The sequence below is a fragment of the Limimaricola cinnabarinus genome, from assembly GCF_002723615.1.
Lineage (GTDB): Bacteria > Pseudomonadota > Alphaproteobacteria > Rhodobacterales > Rhodobacteraceae > Limimaricola > Limimaricola cinnabarinus_B.
This window is the reverse complement of record NZ_KZ304958.1, coordinates 81,880-99,343: the sequence shown is the minus strand read 5'-3', so window position 1 is coordinate 99,343 and position 17,464 is coordinate 81,880. Positions and strand designations below refer to the sequence as shown.

Annotated in this window: 15 protein-coding genes; 2 read left to right on the top strand and 13 right to left on the bottom strand. The window is 66.8% G+C overall.

All coding sequences use genetic code 11. From position 1 onward, the window contains the following. Window positions 1-293 precede the first annotated feature (293 nt). Window positions 294-1,112 (bottom strand): phytanoyl-CoA dioxygenase family protein, encoded by an 819-nt coding sequence (locus CJ301_RS10005; protein ID WP_099276896.1) that lies wholly within the window; start codon window positions 1,110-1,112, stop codon window positions 294-296. A gap of 92 nt (window positions 1,113-1,204) precedes the next feature. Between CJ301_RS10005 and CJ301_RS10000 the strand changes: the two genes are divergently transcribed. After that, window positions 1,205-2,101 carry a LysR substrate-binding domain-containing protein gene (locus CJ301_RS10000; RefSeq protein WP_162620493.1) on the top strand — a complete coding sequence of 299 codons (897 nt, stop codon included), beginning with the start codon at window positions 1,205-1,207 and terminating at the stop codon, window positions 2,099-2,101. Window positions 2,102-2,205: 104 nt separating this feature from the next. On the opposite strand, the gene fahA is transcribed toward CJ301_RS10000, so the two are convergent. From fahA to CJ301_RS09965, 7 genes are all read right to left on the bottom strand, one after another. Then, window positions 2,206-3,447, bottom strand: a complete 1,242-nt coding sequence (gene fahA / locus CJ301_RS09995) for a fumarylacetoacetase (protein WP_099276892.1) — start codon at window positions 3,445-3,447, stop codon at window positions 2,206-2,208. A gap of 12 nt (window positions 3,448-3,459) precedes the next feature. Further along, the gene (maiA, locus tag CJ301_RS09990) at window positions 3,460-4,089 is read right to left on the bottom strand and encodes a maleylacetoacetate isomerase (RefSeq protein ID WP_099276890.1); all 630 of its coding nucleotides are present in this window, start codon (window positions 4,087-4,089) and stop codon (window positions 3,460-3,462) included. Then, window positions 4,086-5,438: a homogentisate 1,2-dioxygenase gene (gene hmgA, locus CJ301_RS09985; protein ID WP_173812348.1), complete on the bottom strand. Its 1,353-nt coding sequence runs from the start codon at window positions 5,436-5,438 to the stop codon at window positions 4,086-4,088. Before hmgA ends, maiA begins: the two co-directional genes overlap by 4 nt. Beyond that, window positions 5,435-7,252: a SulP family inorganic anion transporter gene (locus CJ301_RS09980; RefSeq protein ID WP_254050122.1), complete on the bottom strand. Its 1,818-nt coding sequence runs from the start codon at window positions 7,250-7,252 to the stop codon at window positions 5,435-5,437. Before CJ301_RS09980 ends, hmgA begins: the two co-directional genes overlap by 4 nt. A gap of 61 nt (window positions 7,253-7,313) precedes the next feature. Then, window positions 7,314-8,885, bottom strand: a complete 1,572-nt coding sequence (locus tag CJ301_RS09975; protein ID WP_099276888.1) for a sulfatase family protein — start codon at window positions 8,883-8,885, stop codon at window positions 7,314-7,316. Next, entirely contained in the window at window positions 8,885-10,843 is a 1,959-nt protein-coding gene (locus CJ301_RS09970; RefSeq protein WP_162620492.1) for a TRAP transporter permease, read from the bottom strand. Before CJ301_RS09970 ends, CJ301_RS09975 begins: the two co-directional genes overlap by 1 nt. A gap of 69 nt (window positions 10,844-10,912) precedes the next feature. Further along, a complete protein-coding gene (locus CJ301_RS09965; RefSeq protein WP_099276884.1) occupies window positions 10,913-11,926 on the bottom strand; it encodes a TAXI family TRAP transporter solute-binding subunit in 1,014 nt (337 codons plus the stop codon). 89 nt (window positions 11,927-12,015) lie between these two features. On the opposite strand from CJ301_RS09965, the gene CJ301_RS09960 reads away from it, so the two are divergent. After that, complete coding sequence (locus CJ301_RS09960; RefSeq protein WP_099276882.1) at window positions 12,016-12,909, top strand: LysR family transcriptional regulator; 894 nt, start codon at window positions 12,016-12,018, stop codon at window positions 12,907-12,909. 74 nt (window positions 12,910-12,983) lie between these two features. Here the strand turns inward: CJ301_RS09960 and CJ301_RS19385 are convergent, their stop codons facing one another. The 5 genes from CJ301_RS19385 to CJ301_RS09935 all read right to left on the bottom strand — a co-directional run bounded on the left by CJ301_RS19385 (window position 12,984) and on the right by CJ301_RS09935 (window position 17,393). Further along, window positions 12,984-13,271, bottom strand: coding sequence for a hypothetical protein (locus CJ301_RS19385; RefSeq protein ID WP_254050121.1), 288 nt, complete (start codon window positions 13,269-13,271; stop codon window positions 12,984-12,986). A 97-nt stretch (window positions 13,272-13,368) separates the two neighbouring features. Next, complete coding sequence (locus CJ301_RS09950) at window positions 13,369-14,688, bottom strand: TRAP transporter large permease (RefSeq protein ID WP_099276878.1); 1,320 nt, start codon at window positions 14,686-14,688, stop codon at window positions 13,369-13,371. Beyond that, on the bottom strand, window positions 14,688-15,188 hold the full coding sequence (locus CJ301_RS09945) for a TRAP transporter small permease (RefSeq protein WP_099276876.1): 501 nt from the start codon (window positions 15,186-15,188) through the stop codon (window positions 14,688-14,690). The genes CJ301_RS09950 and CJ301_RS09945 overlap by 1 nt, the downstream gene beginning before the upstream one ends. A gap of 78 nt (window positions 15,189-15,266) precedes the next feature. Continuing rightward, window positions 15,267-16,241: a TRAP transporter substrate-binding protein gene (locus CJ301_RS09940; protein ID WP_099276874.1), complete on the bottom strand. Its 975-nt coding sequence runs from the start codon at window positions 16,239-16,241 to the stop codon at window positions 15,267-15,269. A gap of 21 nt (window positions 16,242-16,262) precedes the next feature. Next, window positions 16,263-17,393 (bottom strand): FAD-dependent monooxygenase, encoded by a 1,131-nt coding sequence (locus tag CJ301_RS09935; protein ID WP_099276873.1) that lies wholly within the window; start codon window positions 17,391-17,393, stop codon window positions 16,263-16,265. Window positions 17,394-17,464: the final 71 nt, after the last annotated feature.

The following is a 17,464-nucleotide window of genomic DNA, read 5'->3' as shown; positions in this document are numbered from 1 at the left end:
GGCTCATCCCGAAGATCACCCTGCCCCGCCTTGCGAGAAGCGCCGCCATGCCGATCACCCCCGGGCCATCGGATGATCGCCCGATGACACCGCGACGGAAATTTCATGCCCCTCCGCCGCCCCTCAAACTGTCGCTTCGTTCAGGGAGCGCTTCGCCTCGAACGATCCGGCCCATCGGCGATATGCCCGGTGTCAGCAGATCCTTCAGCAGCGCCCGGCCCGGCGGTCGGACGCCACTGCGATCGCGTCGCCGGGGCAAAGTTGCAGGCGCCGGGGGCAGCCGGACAGGGCGCTCAGGCCACGTCTTTTCGCTTCTCGCGGTCGAGGATGAGCGGGAACCAGTCCTCGCGCAGCCTGTCGCCCGGCGACATGTCATGGCCTGGAAAGGGCGGCGAGGTGGGTCCGGGGCGCTGCACGTAGCGCGCGTCGTCGCCCACGAGCCGCAGCGAGAAGGCCCGCCGCCGCGCCGTGGTCTCGTTGCCGCGGGCGCCGTGCAGGGTCATGTAATGGAAGGCCACGGCATCGCCCGGCTCCATTTCCCATTCGCGGATGTCCATGGCTTCGGCATCGGGGTCCGGAACCGGCCTGTAGGCGCTTTCGTCGGGATAGAAGCTGGTCTCCGCCAGCCAGCGGGTCGGCAGGACCGGCTTCTCCCACAGATGCGATCCCGCCACGCAGCGCAGCGAGGCGCCACGCACCGGATCGAGCGGCGACCAGAAGCTTACCGTCTGGCGCCCCTCCACGAAGTAATAGGGTCCGTCCTGATGCCAGGGCGTGGGCTTCGAGGTCCCCGGCTCCTTGACGAGGACATGATCGTGAAAGAGCTGCACCCGGCGCGATCCCATCAGATCCGCCGCCACCTCGGCTGCGGGTGATGTGCGGATCACCGCCTCGAATTCCGGGATCCGGTTCCAGTTGCAGTAATCGTCGAAGAAGCGGCCGCCCTCGCCTGCCTTGAGGTTCTCGGCGGCATATTCGCCCGGCTCGGCCATGTTGCGCGCCACGCCGGCGCGCAGCGTCTCGACATGGTCGGCGAACAGCCCACGGATCAGCACCACGCCGTCGCGCTGGAAACTCTCGATCTGCTCGGGGGTGATCAGGGGGTGTGTCATGCGCCTGTCCTCATCGGGAAATGGTCGCGCCCAGCCTAGAAAGGGAGGTAACTTAGGTTCCAATAATATCTTTCGATGTTATGATTAGGCTCATGCTATACCTGACCCTGCGCCAATACGAATATGTCGCAACCGTCGCCCGCGCGGGAAGCCTTGCCGCTGCGGCGGCGCAGCTCAACGTGTCCCAGCCTTCCCTGTCCGTGGCGCTGTCACGGGTCGAGGCCCGTCTCGGGCTGAAGCTCTTTCACCGGGGCAAGGGCATGCCCGTCCGGCTGACCCCGGTTGGAGAGAGCTACATGAAGGCGGTCGAGGGGTTCCTCGCGACGGCGCGCAGGCTCGAGGATCCGCAGCATTTGGGCAGGTCCGGCGGGCAGGTGGTGCTGGGCGTGTTCGACGATCTGGCCCCCTTTCATCTCTGCCCGTTGCTCGCGGCCCTGCGTCATGATTTGCCCGATATCGAGATCCGTCACAGGACAGGCAATTTCGAAACCTTGGCGCGCGAGATGCTGGAGGGGCGGATCGACCTGGCGGTGAGCTATGATCTGGGGCTCGACGGCAGCTTTCTGCGCCTGCCGCTCCTGCAGGTGCGGCCGCATGCCTTCCTGTCGGCAAACGACCCCCTGGCATCCGGCGAGGACGTGACCCTCGCGGCGCTGTCGTCGCGTCCGCTGATCCTGTCGGAGGAAGGGCTCTCGGTGCGCCACATGCTGGGTCTGTTCCGCCGGATCGGCGCGAGGCCCGAGCTGCGCCACCGGGTCGCGTCTCTCGAATTGATGCGCAGCCTCGCCGCCAATGGCGCCGGCGTCGGCATCAGCTACGGCGCGCCGCGAACCGCCATGAGCTATGACGGGCGCGAGGTCGTCGCGCGGCCGCTGCGCGACGCCTTCGCCCGGGAACCGGTCGTTCTGGTGGAGACGGCGACAGCCGAGGAGACCGGCCTCAGATGCCGGGTTCGGGGCAGCATCGCCGGCTATTTCGCAGCGGCCTGACGCTCCATGACGCGCACCCATGGCCTTCTTTCAGCGATGCTCCAGGCCGACATGCCGGAGAGGAGGCCGCAGGCCCCTTCTCCGGTGAGGCGCATCCTCGCGGTTCAACTGCCGTTTCGATCGCCCAGGACCTGTCCCACGCATGCGCCGAACCCCACGCGGTACCCCTGCCCCCTGGCATGGCCGCGCAGCGTCAGCACGTCGCCGTCTTCGATGAAGCTTCGTGTCCCGCCCGCGATCTCGACCGGCTCCTTTCCGCCCCAGCTCAGCTCCAGAAGCGATCCGCGATTGCCGCGCTCGGGGCCCGAGATGGTCCCCGAACCGAGCAGGTCGCCCACCCGCATCGGGCAGCCGCTGCTGGAATGATGCGCCAGCTGCTGCGGGGCGGAGTAATACATTTCGCGGTAATTGGTGCGGCAGATGACGGTCTCTTCGCGGCCCTCGGGCGTCAGTCCGACCTCGAGATCGATGTCGTAGAGCATCGGCCCCGGTTCGTTCAGATAATCGAGCAGCGGCACCTCGCGGTCGGGCGTGTCGGCGCGAAACGGCTCCAGCGCCGCCGCGGTGACGATCCAAGGGCTGATCGTCGTCGCCGTCGCCTTGGCCTGGAAGGGACCGAGCGGCTGGTATTCCCAGGCCTGGATGTCGCGCGCCGACCAGTCGTTCAGCAGCACGTAGCCGAAGATGTTGTCGAAGGCCTCGGCCACCGAGAGCGGGCGCTCGGAGGGCTGGCCGACGATGGCACCCATCTCCAGCTCGATATCGAAGCGCTGCGAAGGGCCGAAACGCGGCGCCGCGTCATCGGGTCCCTTGAGCTGGCCCTGCGGACGCCGCACCGGCGTGCCCGACACCACGACCGAGGACGCGCGGCCATTGTAGCCGATCGGGATATGCAGCCAGTTCGGCGGCAGCGCGTTCTCGGCCCCGCGAAACATCGTGCCGACATTCTGCGCATGGTGCCGGCTGGCATAGAAATCGGTGAATTCGGAGACGGCGAAGGGCATGTGCAGCCGTGCCTGTGCCATTGGCACCAGATGCGGCTCGACCCTCGCCTGCGCCTCGGCGCCCTCCTCCAGCATCTTTATCACCTCGCGCCGCAGCCGGGCCCATGTGTCGCGCCCCATGGCCATGATCTCGTTCCAGCGGCCGGTTTGGAGCTGGTTCGAGAACTCCAGCAGCCCCGCTTGCTCCAGCCCGTGCAGATCGAGGATTTGGTCGCCGATGGCGGTGCCGCAACGCGGCGCGCCGCCTGCGGTCGAAAAGACGCCGTAGGGGAGGTTGTTGAGAGGAAAATCGCAAGCGGGATCATTGGCGCTCGCGATCCAGGATCGGATCAGGTCGGTCATTCAGGGTCTCCTTCAGGTCGCATCGGGTTGCAGCTCGGGCCGCGCCGCGGCAAAGCCCGGCAGCGCGAGGCAGCGTGCCTCGATCTCCGTCAGCCGGGCAAAGGGGGCAAGATCGCAGCCCCAGCGGCGCGCGTTGTAGAGTTGCGGGACAAGGCAGACATCGGCGAGAGTGGGCGCATCGCCGAAGCTGAACGCCGTATCGGCCATGATCATGCGCGCGAAGGCGTGAAATCCTCGCGTCATCCAGTCGTTCATCCATGCCGTGCGTACCGCCGCGTCATGGCCCAATTGCCCGAGCCGGGCGACGACCCGCAGGTTGTTGACCGGGTGGATGTCGGTGGCGATGACCAGCGCCGCGGCGCGTGTCTGCGCGCGTGCGGTGGCGTCCCCGGGCAGGAGCGGCGGCGTGGGATGGGTTTCCTCCAGCCAGTCGAGGATCGCCATCGATTGGGTCAGCACGGTGCCGTCGTCGAGGACCAGGGCGGGCACGCCTTGCGACGGGTTGAGCCGCGCATACGCCGCCTCCGCCTGCTCGCCCCGCATGAGGTTCACGGGGGCCGTCTCGTAGGCGACCCCCTTGAGATTCAGCGCGATCCGCACCCGGTAGGAGGTGGTCGAGCGCCAATATGCATGGAGCCTCATTTTTCACCCGGGGTGCCATCGAACTTCTTTTCGAGCGAGGTCCAGCAGTCGAGGTAATCGTCCTGCAGCGGCGCCTCGCGGGCAGCGAACTCGGTCAGGTGCTGCGGAAAGCGCGTCTCGAACATGAAGGACATCGTATCCTCGAGCTTGTGCGGTACCAGATCGGCGTTCGAGGCCCCTTCGAAGGCCTCGCGGTCGGGGCCATGCGGCAGCATCATGTTGTGCAGGCTCATGCCGCCGGGCGCGAAGCCCTGCGGCTTGGCGTCGTATTGGCCGTGGATGTTGCCCATCAGCTCGGACATGACGTTCTTGTGGTACCAGGGCGGGCGGAAGGTGTTCTCGGCCACCATCCAGCGGTCTCGGAACAGCACGAAATCGATGTTCGCCGTGCCCTCGACGCCCGAAGGCGCGGTCAGCACGGTGAAGATCGACGGGTCGGGATGGTCGAACAGGATCGCACCGACCGGGCAATAGGTGGTCAGGTCGTATTTCACCGGCGCGTAGTTGCCATGCCAGGCCACCACGTCGAGCGGGCTGTGCCCGATCTCGCAGCGGTGGAACTGGCCGCACCATTTGACGGTGACGGTGGAGGGCGTCTCGCGGTCCTCGAAGGCGGCCACGGGCGTCTTGAAATCGCGGGGGTTGGCCATGCAGTTGGCGCCGATCGGGCCGCGCGACGGCAGGTGGAACTTCTGGCCGTAATTCTCGCAGACGAAGCCGCGCGCCGGACCCTCCAGCAGCTCGACCCGGTAGACGAGGCCGCGCGGGATGATCGCGATCTCCCTGGGCGCGAGGTCGATCACCCCGAGCTCGGTGCAAAACCGCAGCCGCCCCTCCTGCGGCACCACCAGAAGCTCGCTGTCGGCGGAGTAGAAATAGGCATCCGTCATGCTTTGGGTGACGAGGTAGACATGGCTCGCCATGCCGGTCTGGGTGTTGACGTCCCCCGCGGTCGTCATGGTGCGCATGCCGGTCAGCCAGTCGAGCGGCTCTTGCGAGTGCGGCACCGGGTCCCAGCGATACTGGCCGAGCGAGGTCACCTCGGGCAGCACATGCGGCGCCGATTTCCAGTAGGGCAGATCGATGCGCGCGAAGCGGCCGGTGTGCTTCACCGAAGGGCGGATGCGGTAGCACCATGTCCGTTCGTTCTGATGGCTCGGCGCGGTGAAGGCGGTGCCCGAAAGCTGCTCGCCGTAAAGGCCATAGGCGCATTTCTGCGGGCTGTTCATGCCTTGCGGCAGCGCGCCGGGCAGCGCCTCGGTTTCGAAGTCGTTGCCGAAGCCGGGCATGTAGGCCTGCGCGTTGCGGGTTTGCCCGGTCGCGGGCAGCGCGGATGTATCAGCGGTCATGATGTTCCTCCTTGGACGAAAGAAGCGGGGGCGCGGGCGGTGGCCGCGCGGGGGGCGGGCGGGCCGGGTTTGCCGGCGCATTCGTGATAGACGCGAAGGCTGCAGCGCGCGCAGACGGTGTCGCGCGCCTGTGCGACCGCCTCGCGGATGGCATCGGATTTATGGGCGTGAACGTTGCGCGCGCCGAGCGCGTCGAGCACGCCAAGCCGGCGCAGCACGTCGATGATTTCCGGGTTGGCGGCGATCAGCAGGAACCCCAATCCCATGCGCCGGGCGCGGCGCGCCTCCTTGAGGATGAAATCGGCGCCGGCGAGGTCGATCTTTCCTGTGCCCTTGAGCGAAAGGATGCGGGTCTTGGCGCCATCGCGCGCGTCGATCCGGCGCAGCTCTCTCTCGACATGCTCGACCGACGCGAAGAAGAGCGGCCCTTCGAGCCGGGTCATGGAGATCTGCGGACATTGGTCGAGCCCGCGCAGATGCGCATTGGCAAAGGCGCGCCGGCCGCCGGGCTCGGTCACGGGGGCGCCGACGGCGACGATCGGCCGCGCGCTCTGGTAGAGAAAGGCGGCAAGCGAGGCGAAGGCGCCGACCATGATCGCGAAGGTCAGCTCGGAGATCACGCCGGTGCCGAACGTGGCCAGCAGGATCACGGTCTCGCTGCGGCTGGTGGCGATGATGTGCCGGATCTCGGCCAGATCGACCAGCCGCCAGGCGACATGCAGGATGATCGCGGCCATCGCCGGCACCGGGATGTAGCGCACCAGCGGCGCCACGAGGACGAGCAGGACCAGCAGGAAACCGGCAGCGAAGATCGCCGCCAGGGGCGTGCGCGCGCCGCTTTCGGCGTTGAGCCCCGAGCGGGTGAACGAACCCGATCCGGCGTAGCACTGGAACAGGCTGCCGATCATGTTGGACAGGCCCTGCCCCACCATCTCCTGGTCGGCGTCGTAGCGTTCCTCGCGCCGGATCGCGAAGGCGCGGCCGATCGAGATCGCTTCGAGCAGCCCGACGAAGGCGATTGCGACGGCTCCGGGGATCATCGTCATGACCATCGCCGGATCGAGATCGGGGGCCCGGAACGCGGGGGTGATCATGCCGAGCGGTGCGAACATCGCGACGCCGCGCGCCTCGGCATCGATCGCCCAGCCCAGCAACCCGGCCCCGGCAAGCGCGATCATGTAGGCCGGGATACGGCGATCGAGACGGCCCAGACCCAAAAGCACCGCGAGCGTTCCGATCGAGATCAACAGCGCCAGGGGCGCGGTGTCGGGCAGTGCCGAGAAGGTGCCGGTCAGACGCTGCAGCGCATCGCCTCCCTGCGCCGGCAGCCCCAGGGCCGGTGCCAGCTGCGTCGCCGCGATCAGCAGCGCGGCGGCGGCGGTGAAGCCGATGATGACCGAATGCGAGATGAAGGCGATGATCGCCCCCGCCCCGAGCAGCCCGGCCGCGAGCTGCAGCGCGCCGACCATCAAGGTCAGGGTCAGCGCCAAGGCGACGTATTCGGCCGATCCGGGCAGGGCCAGCGCGCCGAGCGTCGCAAAGAGCACGGCCGAGATCGCCGTGGTAGGCCCCGAGACCATCACCCGCGACGAGCCCCAGAAGGCGGCGACGAGCGTCACCACGATGGCGGTATAGAGCCCGTAGCGCGGCGGCAGACCGGCGATGATCGCGAAGGCGATGCCCTGTGGCAGAACCACGGTCGCGTTGGTCAACCCCGCCAGAAGGTCGTGACGCAGGGCGGCCCGGTCGACCTCGGCGAACCAGGGCCGCCGCGGATCGAGCCGCGCCGCGATCGTCTTCGATGTCATCGGCATGCGGGTCTCCTCCCTCTCGGTCCGGCCCGGCGGGCCGGGCGGGACCGTCACGGACCGGGCCTCAGGCCCGGTAGGCCGGAAGCGGTGCGCGGTCCTGCAGGGCCACCATGCGGCGCAGCATGGTCTCGGTCAGTCGCGCCCTGATCGCGGCATGGGCCTCGTCGTCATAGAGGTTGTGCATCTCGCCGGGGTCGGCCTGCAGGTCGTAGAGCTCGTTCCAGTCCTCGCCGTGGCGCAGCGACATGCGGTAACGCTCGGTGATCATCGTGCGCACGCGCTGCGGCCGGTCGAAGCCGGTCATCACGCGCTGGCTGTCCTCTTCGACGATCACCGCCTCCGGCGGCGGATCGCCGAACAGGTCGCGTCCCTGCATGCCGTTGAACCCCTGCACTCCGGCGCGGGCGAGAATGGTGGAGGCGACGTCGATCGAAGACGACAGGTCGTCCGAGACCTGCGATTGGCGCGGGGCCTGCGGGTCGCTCCAGATGAAGGGGACGCGGACCACGCCCTGATAGTGCAGGAGCAATTTCAGCATCAGCCCGTGATCGCCCATGTAATCGCCGTGATCGGAGGTGAAGATCACCACTGTGTCCTCGGCCAGCCCCAGCGCGTCGAGCCGGTCGAGCACTCGGCCGATCGCGTCGTCGATCATGCTGATCATGCCGTAGGTGAGGGCAATGATCGCCCGCGCCTCGTCCTCGGTCACCGCGAAGGGGCTCTGATTGTCGCGCGGGTCGGTGCCCTTCTCCATCGCCTCTCGCATGGCGCGGACCGGCTTCAACGCGCTCTTGCCGAAGGAAGGCGGCAGCTCGATCCGATCGGGATCGTACATGTCCCAGTAGCGCCCCGGCGGCGTGAAAGGGTGATGCGGATCGGGAAAGGACATCTGCAGAAAGAAGGGCGCATCCTCCTGTGCCCGCTGTTCGAGCCATGCGGCGCTGCGATCAGCGACCCAGCTGGTCGAGTAGAGCTCTTCCGGCACGGCGGTGCGCCAGGCCTGGGGCGCCTTGATCCGGTCGTCCGGCAGCGCGTTCTCCGGCCCGGTGAGGCTGTCGAAATCGGGCCGCTGGCCGCGCGCCCAGAGCAGGTAGTCGCCGGAGGCCTGATCGGCATGGTCGGCGGCGACCTCGACATGCTCGAAGCCGTAGAAATCGCCCCCCGCGCGATCCGCCAGCGGTTTGTCCCACTTGCCGACATGTTCGAGGTCGTATGCCTCGGAGTGACGGTTGTCCTTGAAGGCGTCGCGCAGATGCGGCGCGGGCACATGCTTGCCCGGCTGCGGCACGAAGGTGTTGCTCGCCGGAAGCCCGGTGAAGCTCTGCAGGTGCGACTTGCCGATCAGCCCGGTGCGGTAGCCGGCGTCGCGCAGAAGCTCCACGAAGGTGGTGTGGTTGCGCGACAGCGGGATGCCGTTGTGACGGGCGCCATGCACCGAGCACATGCGCCCGGTCATGATCGAGGCCCGGTTGGGCATGCAGATCGGATTGGCCACGTAGAACCGCTCGAAACGCGTGCCCCGCGCGGCGATGCCGTCGATGTTGGGGGTCTGCACGACCCGGTTCCCGTAGCAGCCCAGATGATCCGCGCGATGCTGATCGGTTATGATGAACAGGAAATTGGGGCGCTTGGTCATCAGCGGGCCTCCTTGTAGGGGGTGGGGGCGGGAACGCGGCGCAGATCGAAGAGGATCAGCGCCACGCCGGCCGCGATCGCTGGCAGGTGGATGGCGGGGCTCGCGATCAGGCACATGAAGGCGGCCACGAAGCGCAGCCCGACTTCGACGGCGGTCAGCCGGCCCCGGTCATGCGCCGAGAGGGCCGAGGAGAAGAGCCAGATGCACAGGCCGCTGCGCAGGACGATCCACACGAAAGCCCCGAGGTGGAATTCCTCGACGATCAGCAGCGTCGGGTAGTAGACGAAGATGAAGGGAATGATGAACTTCGCCATGCCGAGACGGAAGGACATCAATGCCGTCATCAGCGGGTTCGCCCCGGCGATCGGCGCCGCCGCATAGGCCGCGATCGCCACCGGCGGGGTGAGCGAGGAGGCCACGCCGTAGTAGAAGACGAACATGTGCGCCGTCAGCATCGACAGGCCCAGGGCCTGGATGGCCGGGCCCATCACCAGGATGATGATGAGATAGGCGGGCAGCGTCGGCATGCCCATGCCGAGCACCAGCGCACCGATCATGGCCACGAGCAGGGCCGAGAACAGGCTGTCGCCCCGGATCGCGCCGATGACATTGGCAAGCTTGAGGCCGAGCCCGGTCGAGTCGAGCGAACCCACGAGGATGCCGATCGCCGCGATCGCGATCAGCAGCGAGGCGCCCGCCGCGCTGCCGCCGATGAAGGAGCGCCACAGGCGCATCGGGTCGCGGCGCACCTCGGGATTGATCACCGAGAGGGCCACGAGGATGACCGTGGCGTAAAAGCCGGCCGAGGAGGTGGAGAGCCCCATGAGCAGGGCGGCGATGACCGTGGCGATCGGGCCGAGAAACAGCACCGAATTGATCAGGTCGATGCGGGTGATGCGGTCCTCGGTCTTGAGAGGCTGAACCTCGATCCCCTGGCGCCGTGCCTCGACGGTGACCGCGCAGAACAGGCTGAAGTAATAGAACAGGGCCGGGACGAGCGCGGCGATGATGATGTTGAGATAGCCCGCCCCCGTGAGATCGGCCATGACCAGGGCCGCGGCCCCCATGATCGGCGGCATGATCTGACCGCCCGAGGAGGCGGTGGCTTCGATGCCCGCGGCGAAGGTGGGCGAGAAGCCGCGCTTCTTGATCGTCGGGATGGTGAAGGTGCCGGTGCCCACGATGTTGGCCACGGTCGAACCCGACATGGTGCCGAAGAGCGATGAGGCCAGGATCGCGGCATGGGCCGGGCCGCCGCGCGTGCGCCGCGTCGCCAGAAAGGCGAATTTCAGCAAGGTGTCGCCAGCGCCCGTGCCTTCGAGCAGCGCACCGAAGATGATGAAGATGAAGACCGTGGCCAGCACGATGTTGGTGATCGAGCCGAACACGCCCTTGTTGGTGTTGTACCACAGGTTCTCGGCCACCTCGTCGAGGCCGAAGCCGCTATGCGCGAGAATGCCGGGCAGGTCCTGGCCGAACAGCAGGTAGAGGACCGCCAGCGCGCCGACGCTGAACAGGCCCCAGCCCCAGAGCCTGCGGCAAAGCTCGAGGAACACCGCCAGCCCGGCCAGCGCCGGCCAGGCATCGCGTGTCGAGACGTCGTAAAGCGCCGTTTCCATCAGGGTCTGCACCTGCAGGAAGCTCCAGATCGACCAGAGCCCCGCCAGCAGCATCGCGATGTCGATGACCGCGTGCAGCAGCTCCGCGCCGTGCCGGGGGGGCGGCGCGTCGCGGCCCAGATCGCGGTCGGTCCGAACCGTGTCCAGCCGCTTGCGCCGCGCCGCCGCGACCCCCGCGACCAGCGCCAGCGCGAAGCCGCCGGCCCGGTGCAGCTTGGGATCGAGCAGGCCGAGGCCCGAGGTATAGAGCGCGATCACGCCCAGCCCGAGACAGGCCAGTGTGCCGGCGATGAACAAGACGCGGGAGAACGCGCCGAGAGCAGGGCTCTGCACGGTCATGACAGACCTTCCTTTCATTGGGAGCCGAGGGTCCCGCCCGCGCCGGAGCGCGGGCCGGGGGGCGGTGCGTCAGCCGTCCGCGCGCAGCTTGGCGGGGATCTCGAAGCCCGCCTCGTCGTAGTAGCGCAGCGCGCCCGGATGCAGCGGCACATTGACCCCGACAAAGGCCGTCTCGGGGGTCACCTCGCGCAGGAACTGGGCGCTGCCCTGAACCTCGTCGATGTTCTCCCAAAAGGCCTTGGTGACCTCGTAGACGACATCCTCGGGCATGCCTTCATGGGTGCCGATGAACTGGTAGAACCCCAGCGCGGTGATCTCGCCCTCGGTGAGCTGGCCCTTGTAGAGCGTGCCGTCGAAGGAGGTCATGCCGCGGCCCGGCTCACCGAAGATGCGGCGGGTCTCCTCCTGCTGCGCGGCCTCGGCCGGGATGGACAGCAGCCGGAAGCGCCCCGAAAGGCCGAACTGCTCGATATTCGCCGAGCCGACTTCCGCGGGGCGGATCATCATGTCGATCTTGCCATCGGACAGGGCGTCGTCGCCCTCGCCCCAGCTCAGCCGCACGGCGGTGTAATCCTCGTTGGGCTCGAAACCGGTGATTGCCCGGATCAACGCCTCGGATGTCGCCGAGGCCGAACCTGCCGGCGGGCCGGTGAAAACCGTCTTGCCTTCGATGTCCTGCCAGCTTTCGATGCCCGAGCCGTCCAGCGTGACCGGGTGGTAGGCCCCGGCCTGAAAGCCCAGGATCGCGCGCAGGTTCTCGGCCAGCTCGGGCGCGTCCGAGATCGGCGCATACATGGCCTCGCCCGCCTGCATCAAGGGCACGAGCGAGGGCACGGCCGAGAAGAAGGCCAGCTCGCCCTTGGCGCCGTTGAGCATCGATTTGGTCAGGGTCTGCCCCGCATTGACCTGGATCTGGACATCCGATTTGCGGGCCTGATTGACGAAGGACACGAACATCGTGTGGACCGGGTCCCCGACCCCGGCGGTTTCGCCCTTGTAGATCTGGGCCGTGGCGGGTGCGGCCAGACCGGCCGCAAGAGCCATGCCGACCAGGGCACGCGGCAGTGCTGAAATACGAATCATGATCTCCTCCCAAAGATGTCGATCTCACGCTAGCGCCGGCATCACATAAATTATAATGACTTTATTGCGCATATATATATCATTCTGGTATGAAAATTGACCCTCGACACCTGGCGCAGCTGGCGGCGATCCTAGAGGCCGGCTCGTTTCAGGCCGCAGCGGATGAGCTCGGCCTGACGCAGCCTGCCCTGAGCCGCAACATGCGCATGCTGGAGGCGCGTCTCGACGCGCCGATCTTCGAGCGCAGCGGCAAGCGATCATTGCCCACGGCGCTGGGGCGTCGCCTTGCCCGCAGCGGGCTGGCGATCCGGGCCGCCGAGGAACAGGCGGGCGTTCAGGCCAGTCTCTGGGCCGAAGGGCGGAGGGGAGAGCTTCGCCTGGGCGCGCCGCCGATCGTGTCGGGGCGGTTCCTGACCAAGGCGATCTCGCGCTTTCTCGTGGCGCATCCCAGCTGGACCCTCGATTTGCAGGTGGGCCTCGTTCCCGAGCTGCAGGCGATGCTGGCGCGTGGCCGGATCGATCTGCTGATCGGCCCGCAAAGCCTTGTCGATCAGGAGGCGCGCCTGGATTTCGAGCCGTTGATCGATGACCGGATCGGGGTGTTGTGCCGCGCGGACCACCCGCTCACTCGGATCGACAGGCTGACCGCCCGTCATCTCGAGACGCAAAGCTGGCTGGTGCATTCCCGCGGCAGCCTGCTGCGGCAACAGACCGAGGCGGCCCTTCTCGCGGCTGGCCTGGAAAAGATCCGTATCGGCTGCGAAGCCGGTGCAACCGGGTCCGCGCTGGAGATCGTCGCCGCCACCGATCTTCTGACCGCGATGCCGGTCGCCATGACCTGTCCGTATCTGGAAGGGCGGCTGACATTCCTGTCCTTCGATCATCCGCTCTTTCGCAGGCCGATTGGTATCATGCGCAGGCGCGGCAGCGTGCTCGATAGCGGGGCCCAGTGGCTGGTCGAGCATCTCAGGGACACCGCCTGAGCGCCCCCGGCCGGACCGGCTACAACGCGGCGCTGCGCAAGCGCGGCTCGTAACCGCCCGATCGAGGCCGCGGCTCAGGCGTCGGGCGCCCGGTTCCACGCAAGCAGTTCGCCGGGCCGATCGATCTCGTGACCGTGGAGGCGGTCGAGCAGGTCGGCGGGCTGGCCGGCGAGTTCTCGCTCGATGTCGCAAGGCTTCCCGCTCCGGTCGAGCGCCTCCCGCGCGATCCCGGATTTCGTGGCCTTCCAAATGTCATGGAAGGTGTGCCCGGCAGGCGGCCTCGCGGAACTGGCTGCTGCCGTCGGCGCGCCGTTCGTGAAGCTGGCCGAGGCCCGCCCAGGCATCCGCTGGGATGCCAGCACTGCCTTGGAGGTGCCGCCGGGGAGGCTCGCCCTTCCGGTCCGGTGAGACGCGGCAGACCGTGCCGGGCGGGGGAGCACGACGCCCGGCCTCGTCCGGTCACCGGAACATGTATTCCACCGGAAATGTCACCAGCTGCGGGACGAAGAACAGGATCAGTATCGCCGCCAGATCGCAGATGATGAAGGGCGTCGCCGCGCGGTAGATCTCGTTCATCGTGGTGCCCTTCGGGGCCACGGCCTTCATCACGAACAGCGCGCCGCCGAGCGGGGGCGAGGTGGAGCCGGTTTCGATCGCGACCAGATACATCGCGGCGAACCAGATCGGGTCGAAGCCGAATTCGAGGATGACGGGTATGAAGATCGGCAGCGTGATCAGCATGATCGGCAAGGGGCCCATGAACATGCCCAGGAAAATCACGGCTCCCAGCATCGTCAGCACGATGGCGCCCGGCCCGATATCGAGCGAGATGATGGCGTCCACCATGCCGAATGTCGCGCCGGTAAAGGCCAGCAGCTGCGTGAACGTCACCGCGCCCGACACGATCAGCAGCACCATGACCGAGATGTTGGCGCTGCCGAGAATGGATTTCGAGAACACGTTCCATGTCAGCCGCCGTTTCATCGCGGCAAGGGCGAGCGTGGCGAAGGCGCCGGTCGCGGCGGCCTCGCTCGGGGTCGCCCAGCCCAGAAAGATCACGCCGACGACCGAGAAGACGACGAGCCCGAGAGGAAGGATGTTCACCGCCGTGGCGTGCAGCTTTTCGGACATCGGCACCGGCTCCACGTCGAAGGAGGGGGCGAGGTCGGGCTCGAGCGTGACGCGGACATAGATGTAGAGCGTGTAGAGCACGGCCATCAACAGGCCCGGCACGATGATCCCGATCAGGATGCGGCCGATGGACAATTCCGCCACCACGCCCAGAACCACGGCCAGCGAGCTTGGCGGGATCATGATCGCGAGCCCGGCAGAGCCGAGGATCGGGCCGAGTGTCATCGGCTTCTTGTAGCCGCGCTTCTCCATCTCGGGGACGAGCGAGGAGCCGAGCAGCGCGATCGCACCCATCGAATTGCCGGTCAGCGACGAGAACAGGACCCCGCCCCCCACGGCCATGAAGGCCAGCCGCCCGCGCAATCTTCCGAACCATTTGTCCAGCGTATCCATCAGGTCGATGGCGATGCGGGACTGGAACATGCCTTCGCCCATGATCATGAACAGGGCGACCGGAACGAGGGTGAAGCTGGAGACGGAATCGATGGTGTTCATCACCACCTGCCGCACCCCGGACATGCCGCCCAGAAGGATGTAGGAGCCGACGATGTTCACCGCCAGGAAGGAGAACGCCACCGGCAGGCCGAGGATCATCAGGACCAGCAGCGGGCCCACCACGAGGGCGATCACGGAATACCATTCGAGCATCACGATACCTCGGTGCGGAGGGCGGCGACCGCCTGGAAGAGAAACTGAACCGCCATCAGGAACATCCCGAGGGGCAGCACCAGCGTGATCCAGTATTTCGGCGGGGCCATCACCGTGGTCGCGCGGACACCGGTTTCGACCTGGTCGAGAACCACGTCGATGCCGACGACGGCCAGCACCAGGCAAACCGCGAGGCCGACGATCGAATTGACCAGCTGCGCCAGGGCCTTCCAGCCTGTCGACAGGCTGTTATAGACGAGATCGAGGGTGACATGCATGTTCTTCTCGAGCAGGTAAGGCGCGCCGAGAAAGGTGATGTAGAGAAGCGAGTATTCGCTGATCTCGATGACCCACAGACGAGAGCCCGCGCCGAACGCCCGCGAGACCACTTCGATGAAGATGATGGTCGCGGCGAAAAACAGGATGCACGCCCCCAGGATCGCCAGCCAGAGGTTCAGGCGGCTGAAAAGGCGCTGGAGACGATGATAGGGAGACGGCATCACAAGTCCTAGCAATGTTGCGGCAGCGGGGCCGGGCCTGCATGGCGCGGCCCCGCCGGTGATCGAAGATCGCGGGGTCTAGTCGACCAGCATGCCGCGCAGTTCGGCCGCGACGTCATCGCCCGTGGTCTTGGCGATCTCCGTCCAGGCGGACTCGATGGCGACCTCGCGCAGGCGCGCGGCGTCCTCGCCCGACAGCTCGATGACTTCGAAGCCGGCTTTCTCCATCTGCCCGACACCTTCGGCGACATCCTCGGCCCAGATCTCGTCGATCCGCGGGGCCAGATCGTCGCGCACGAAGGTCGTGATGCGGCTGCGCAGATCCTCGGGCAGCTCGTTCCAGGCGTTCTGGTTCACCAGGACCGGGAAACCGGCCCGGTAGACGCCGGGATAGACGACATGGGTCACGACGCCCTGGAATTGCTCGGCCCAGCCGACGGTGCCGCGCATGAAGCCGTCGATCGTGCCGCGCTCCATCGCGGTGTAGATCTCGCCCATCGGCAGGACCAGCGGTTCGCCTCCCAGCGCCTTCACCAGCGGAAGCAGCGTCGGAAAGACCCGGATGCGCAACCCGTCGAGATCGTCGAGCGTCTCGATCGGGGTGTTCAGAAAGACGTGGAAAGCGAGGTCGGTGGCCGGCACTTCGCCAAGGAATACGAGGTCCTGCTCGGCGTGCAGCTCATTCATCCGCTCATAATAGCCGGTCCCGCGAATGTCGTCATAATCCTTGAAGGACAGGTTCATCGTGGAGGAGGCGGGCACGAGGCCGGAATAGTAGCTGGGGCTGGTGAACGTGATGTCCATGGCGCCGTTGCGCACCGCCTCGGCCTGGCCGAAGGGCGGCATGACCTCGGGGCCGCCGCGCCAGTTGATCTTGAACTCGCCCTCGAATTCGGCGTTCACCTCGTCGATGAACATCGCGAAGCCCCGCGAGATATCCGCCTGACGGGGGGCCAGCGTCACCGCGTTCATCGTGTATTCCTGGGCGATGGCAGCGCCGCCGATCCAGACGGCACCGGCCGCCAAGGCCACGGATTTCAAAAGATGTTTCATGGTCTCTCCCTTGGTTGGGCTTCAGGTCAATCCGATGGCCCAAGCATCGTAGCCATAGACCCAATCGGCATTGCCACCCTTTTTCAGCCACTCGTTGGCCAACGAGTTCTTCTGCACCTGCGCGGTGCGCGGCTTGCGAGCGGTCTCGTATTGCTCGAGCGCCTTTTCGACCCCGCCGGGATCGACACCGTCCAGCGTCCGGGCCAGCACCACGGCATCCTCGATCGCCATGCAGGCGCCTTGCGCCATGAACGGCACCATCGGATGCGCGGCGTCGCCCAGGATGGTGGCACGGCCCTTCGACCATTGCTCCATCGGCTCGCGCACATGCAGCGCGGATTTCGTCACCTCGTCGCAGGCGTCCAGCAGGGCGCGCGCGTCGGCATGGAAATTGCTGTATTCGGCGCGCAGCTCCTCGACATCGCCCGGCAGGGTCCAGCCCTCCTCGGTCCAGCCCTGCTGCGGCGTGGTCGCAAAGACGAAGATCTCCTCGCCGAGCGTCAGCGGAAAGGTCACGATCTGCTTCTCCGGCACCTCGCCCCACCACTTGGTGAAGGCATCGGTGTCGGGCAGCTCGGACGCCTTGCTGCGCGGAAAGACACCGCGATAGGACACGATGCCGGTGAATTTCGGGTCGTCCTCGCCCCAAAGCGCCGTGCGGACCGCGGAATGAATGCCATCCGCGCCGATCACGACGTCGAATTTCCGGCGGCTGCCATCCTCGAACAGGATCGTGGCGCCGTCATCGGAGAGCGCGACACTCTTCGCCGACATGCCGGGGTGAACGCAGGTTTCGGGGAGCTGGTCCTGCAACGCGGTCAGAAGGTCGGCGCGGTGAATCGTAAGCTGCGGCGCGCCGTATTTCTCTTCGGCGGCGGCGCTCATCGGCAGGCGTGACGTCTCCTCGCCGGTCACGCCATCGCGGCTGATACGAAAGGTCGGCCGCGCGGCGGTCTTGCGCAGGTATTCCCCGACACCGAGCTGATCGAGCGCGAACACGGCATTGGGCGTGAGATTGATATCCGCGCCGACCCGGTTGAAGGCGGGCGCACGTTCGAAGACCTGCACGTCGTGCCCGGCCTTGCGCAATGCGATCGCCGCACTGAAGCCGCCGATCCCGCCACCGCTGATGCCGATTTTCAATCCACCCATCTCCAGCTCCCTGTTCTATTTTGAACGATAAGTTCATACATACGATGCGGCGCCTTGTGGGTCAAGAAAAT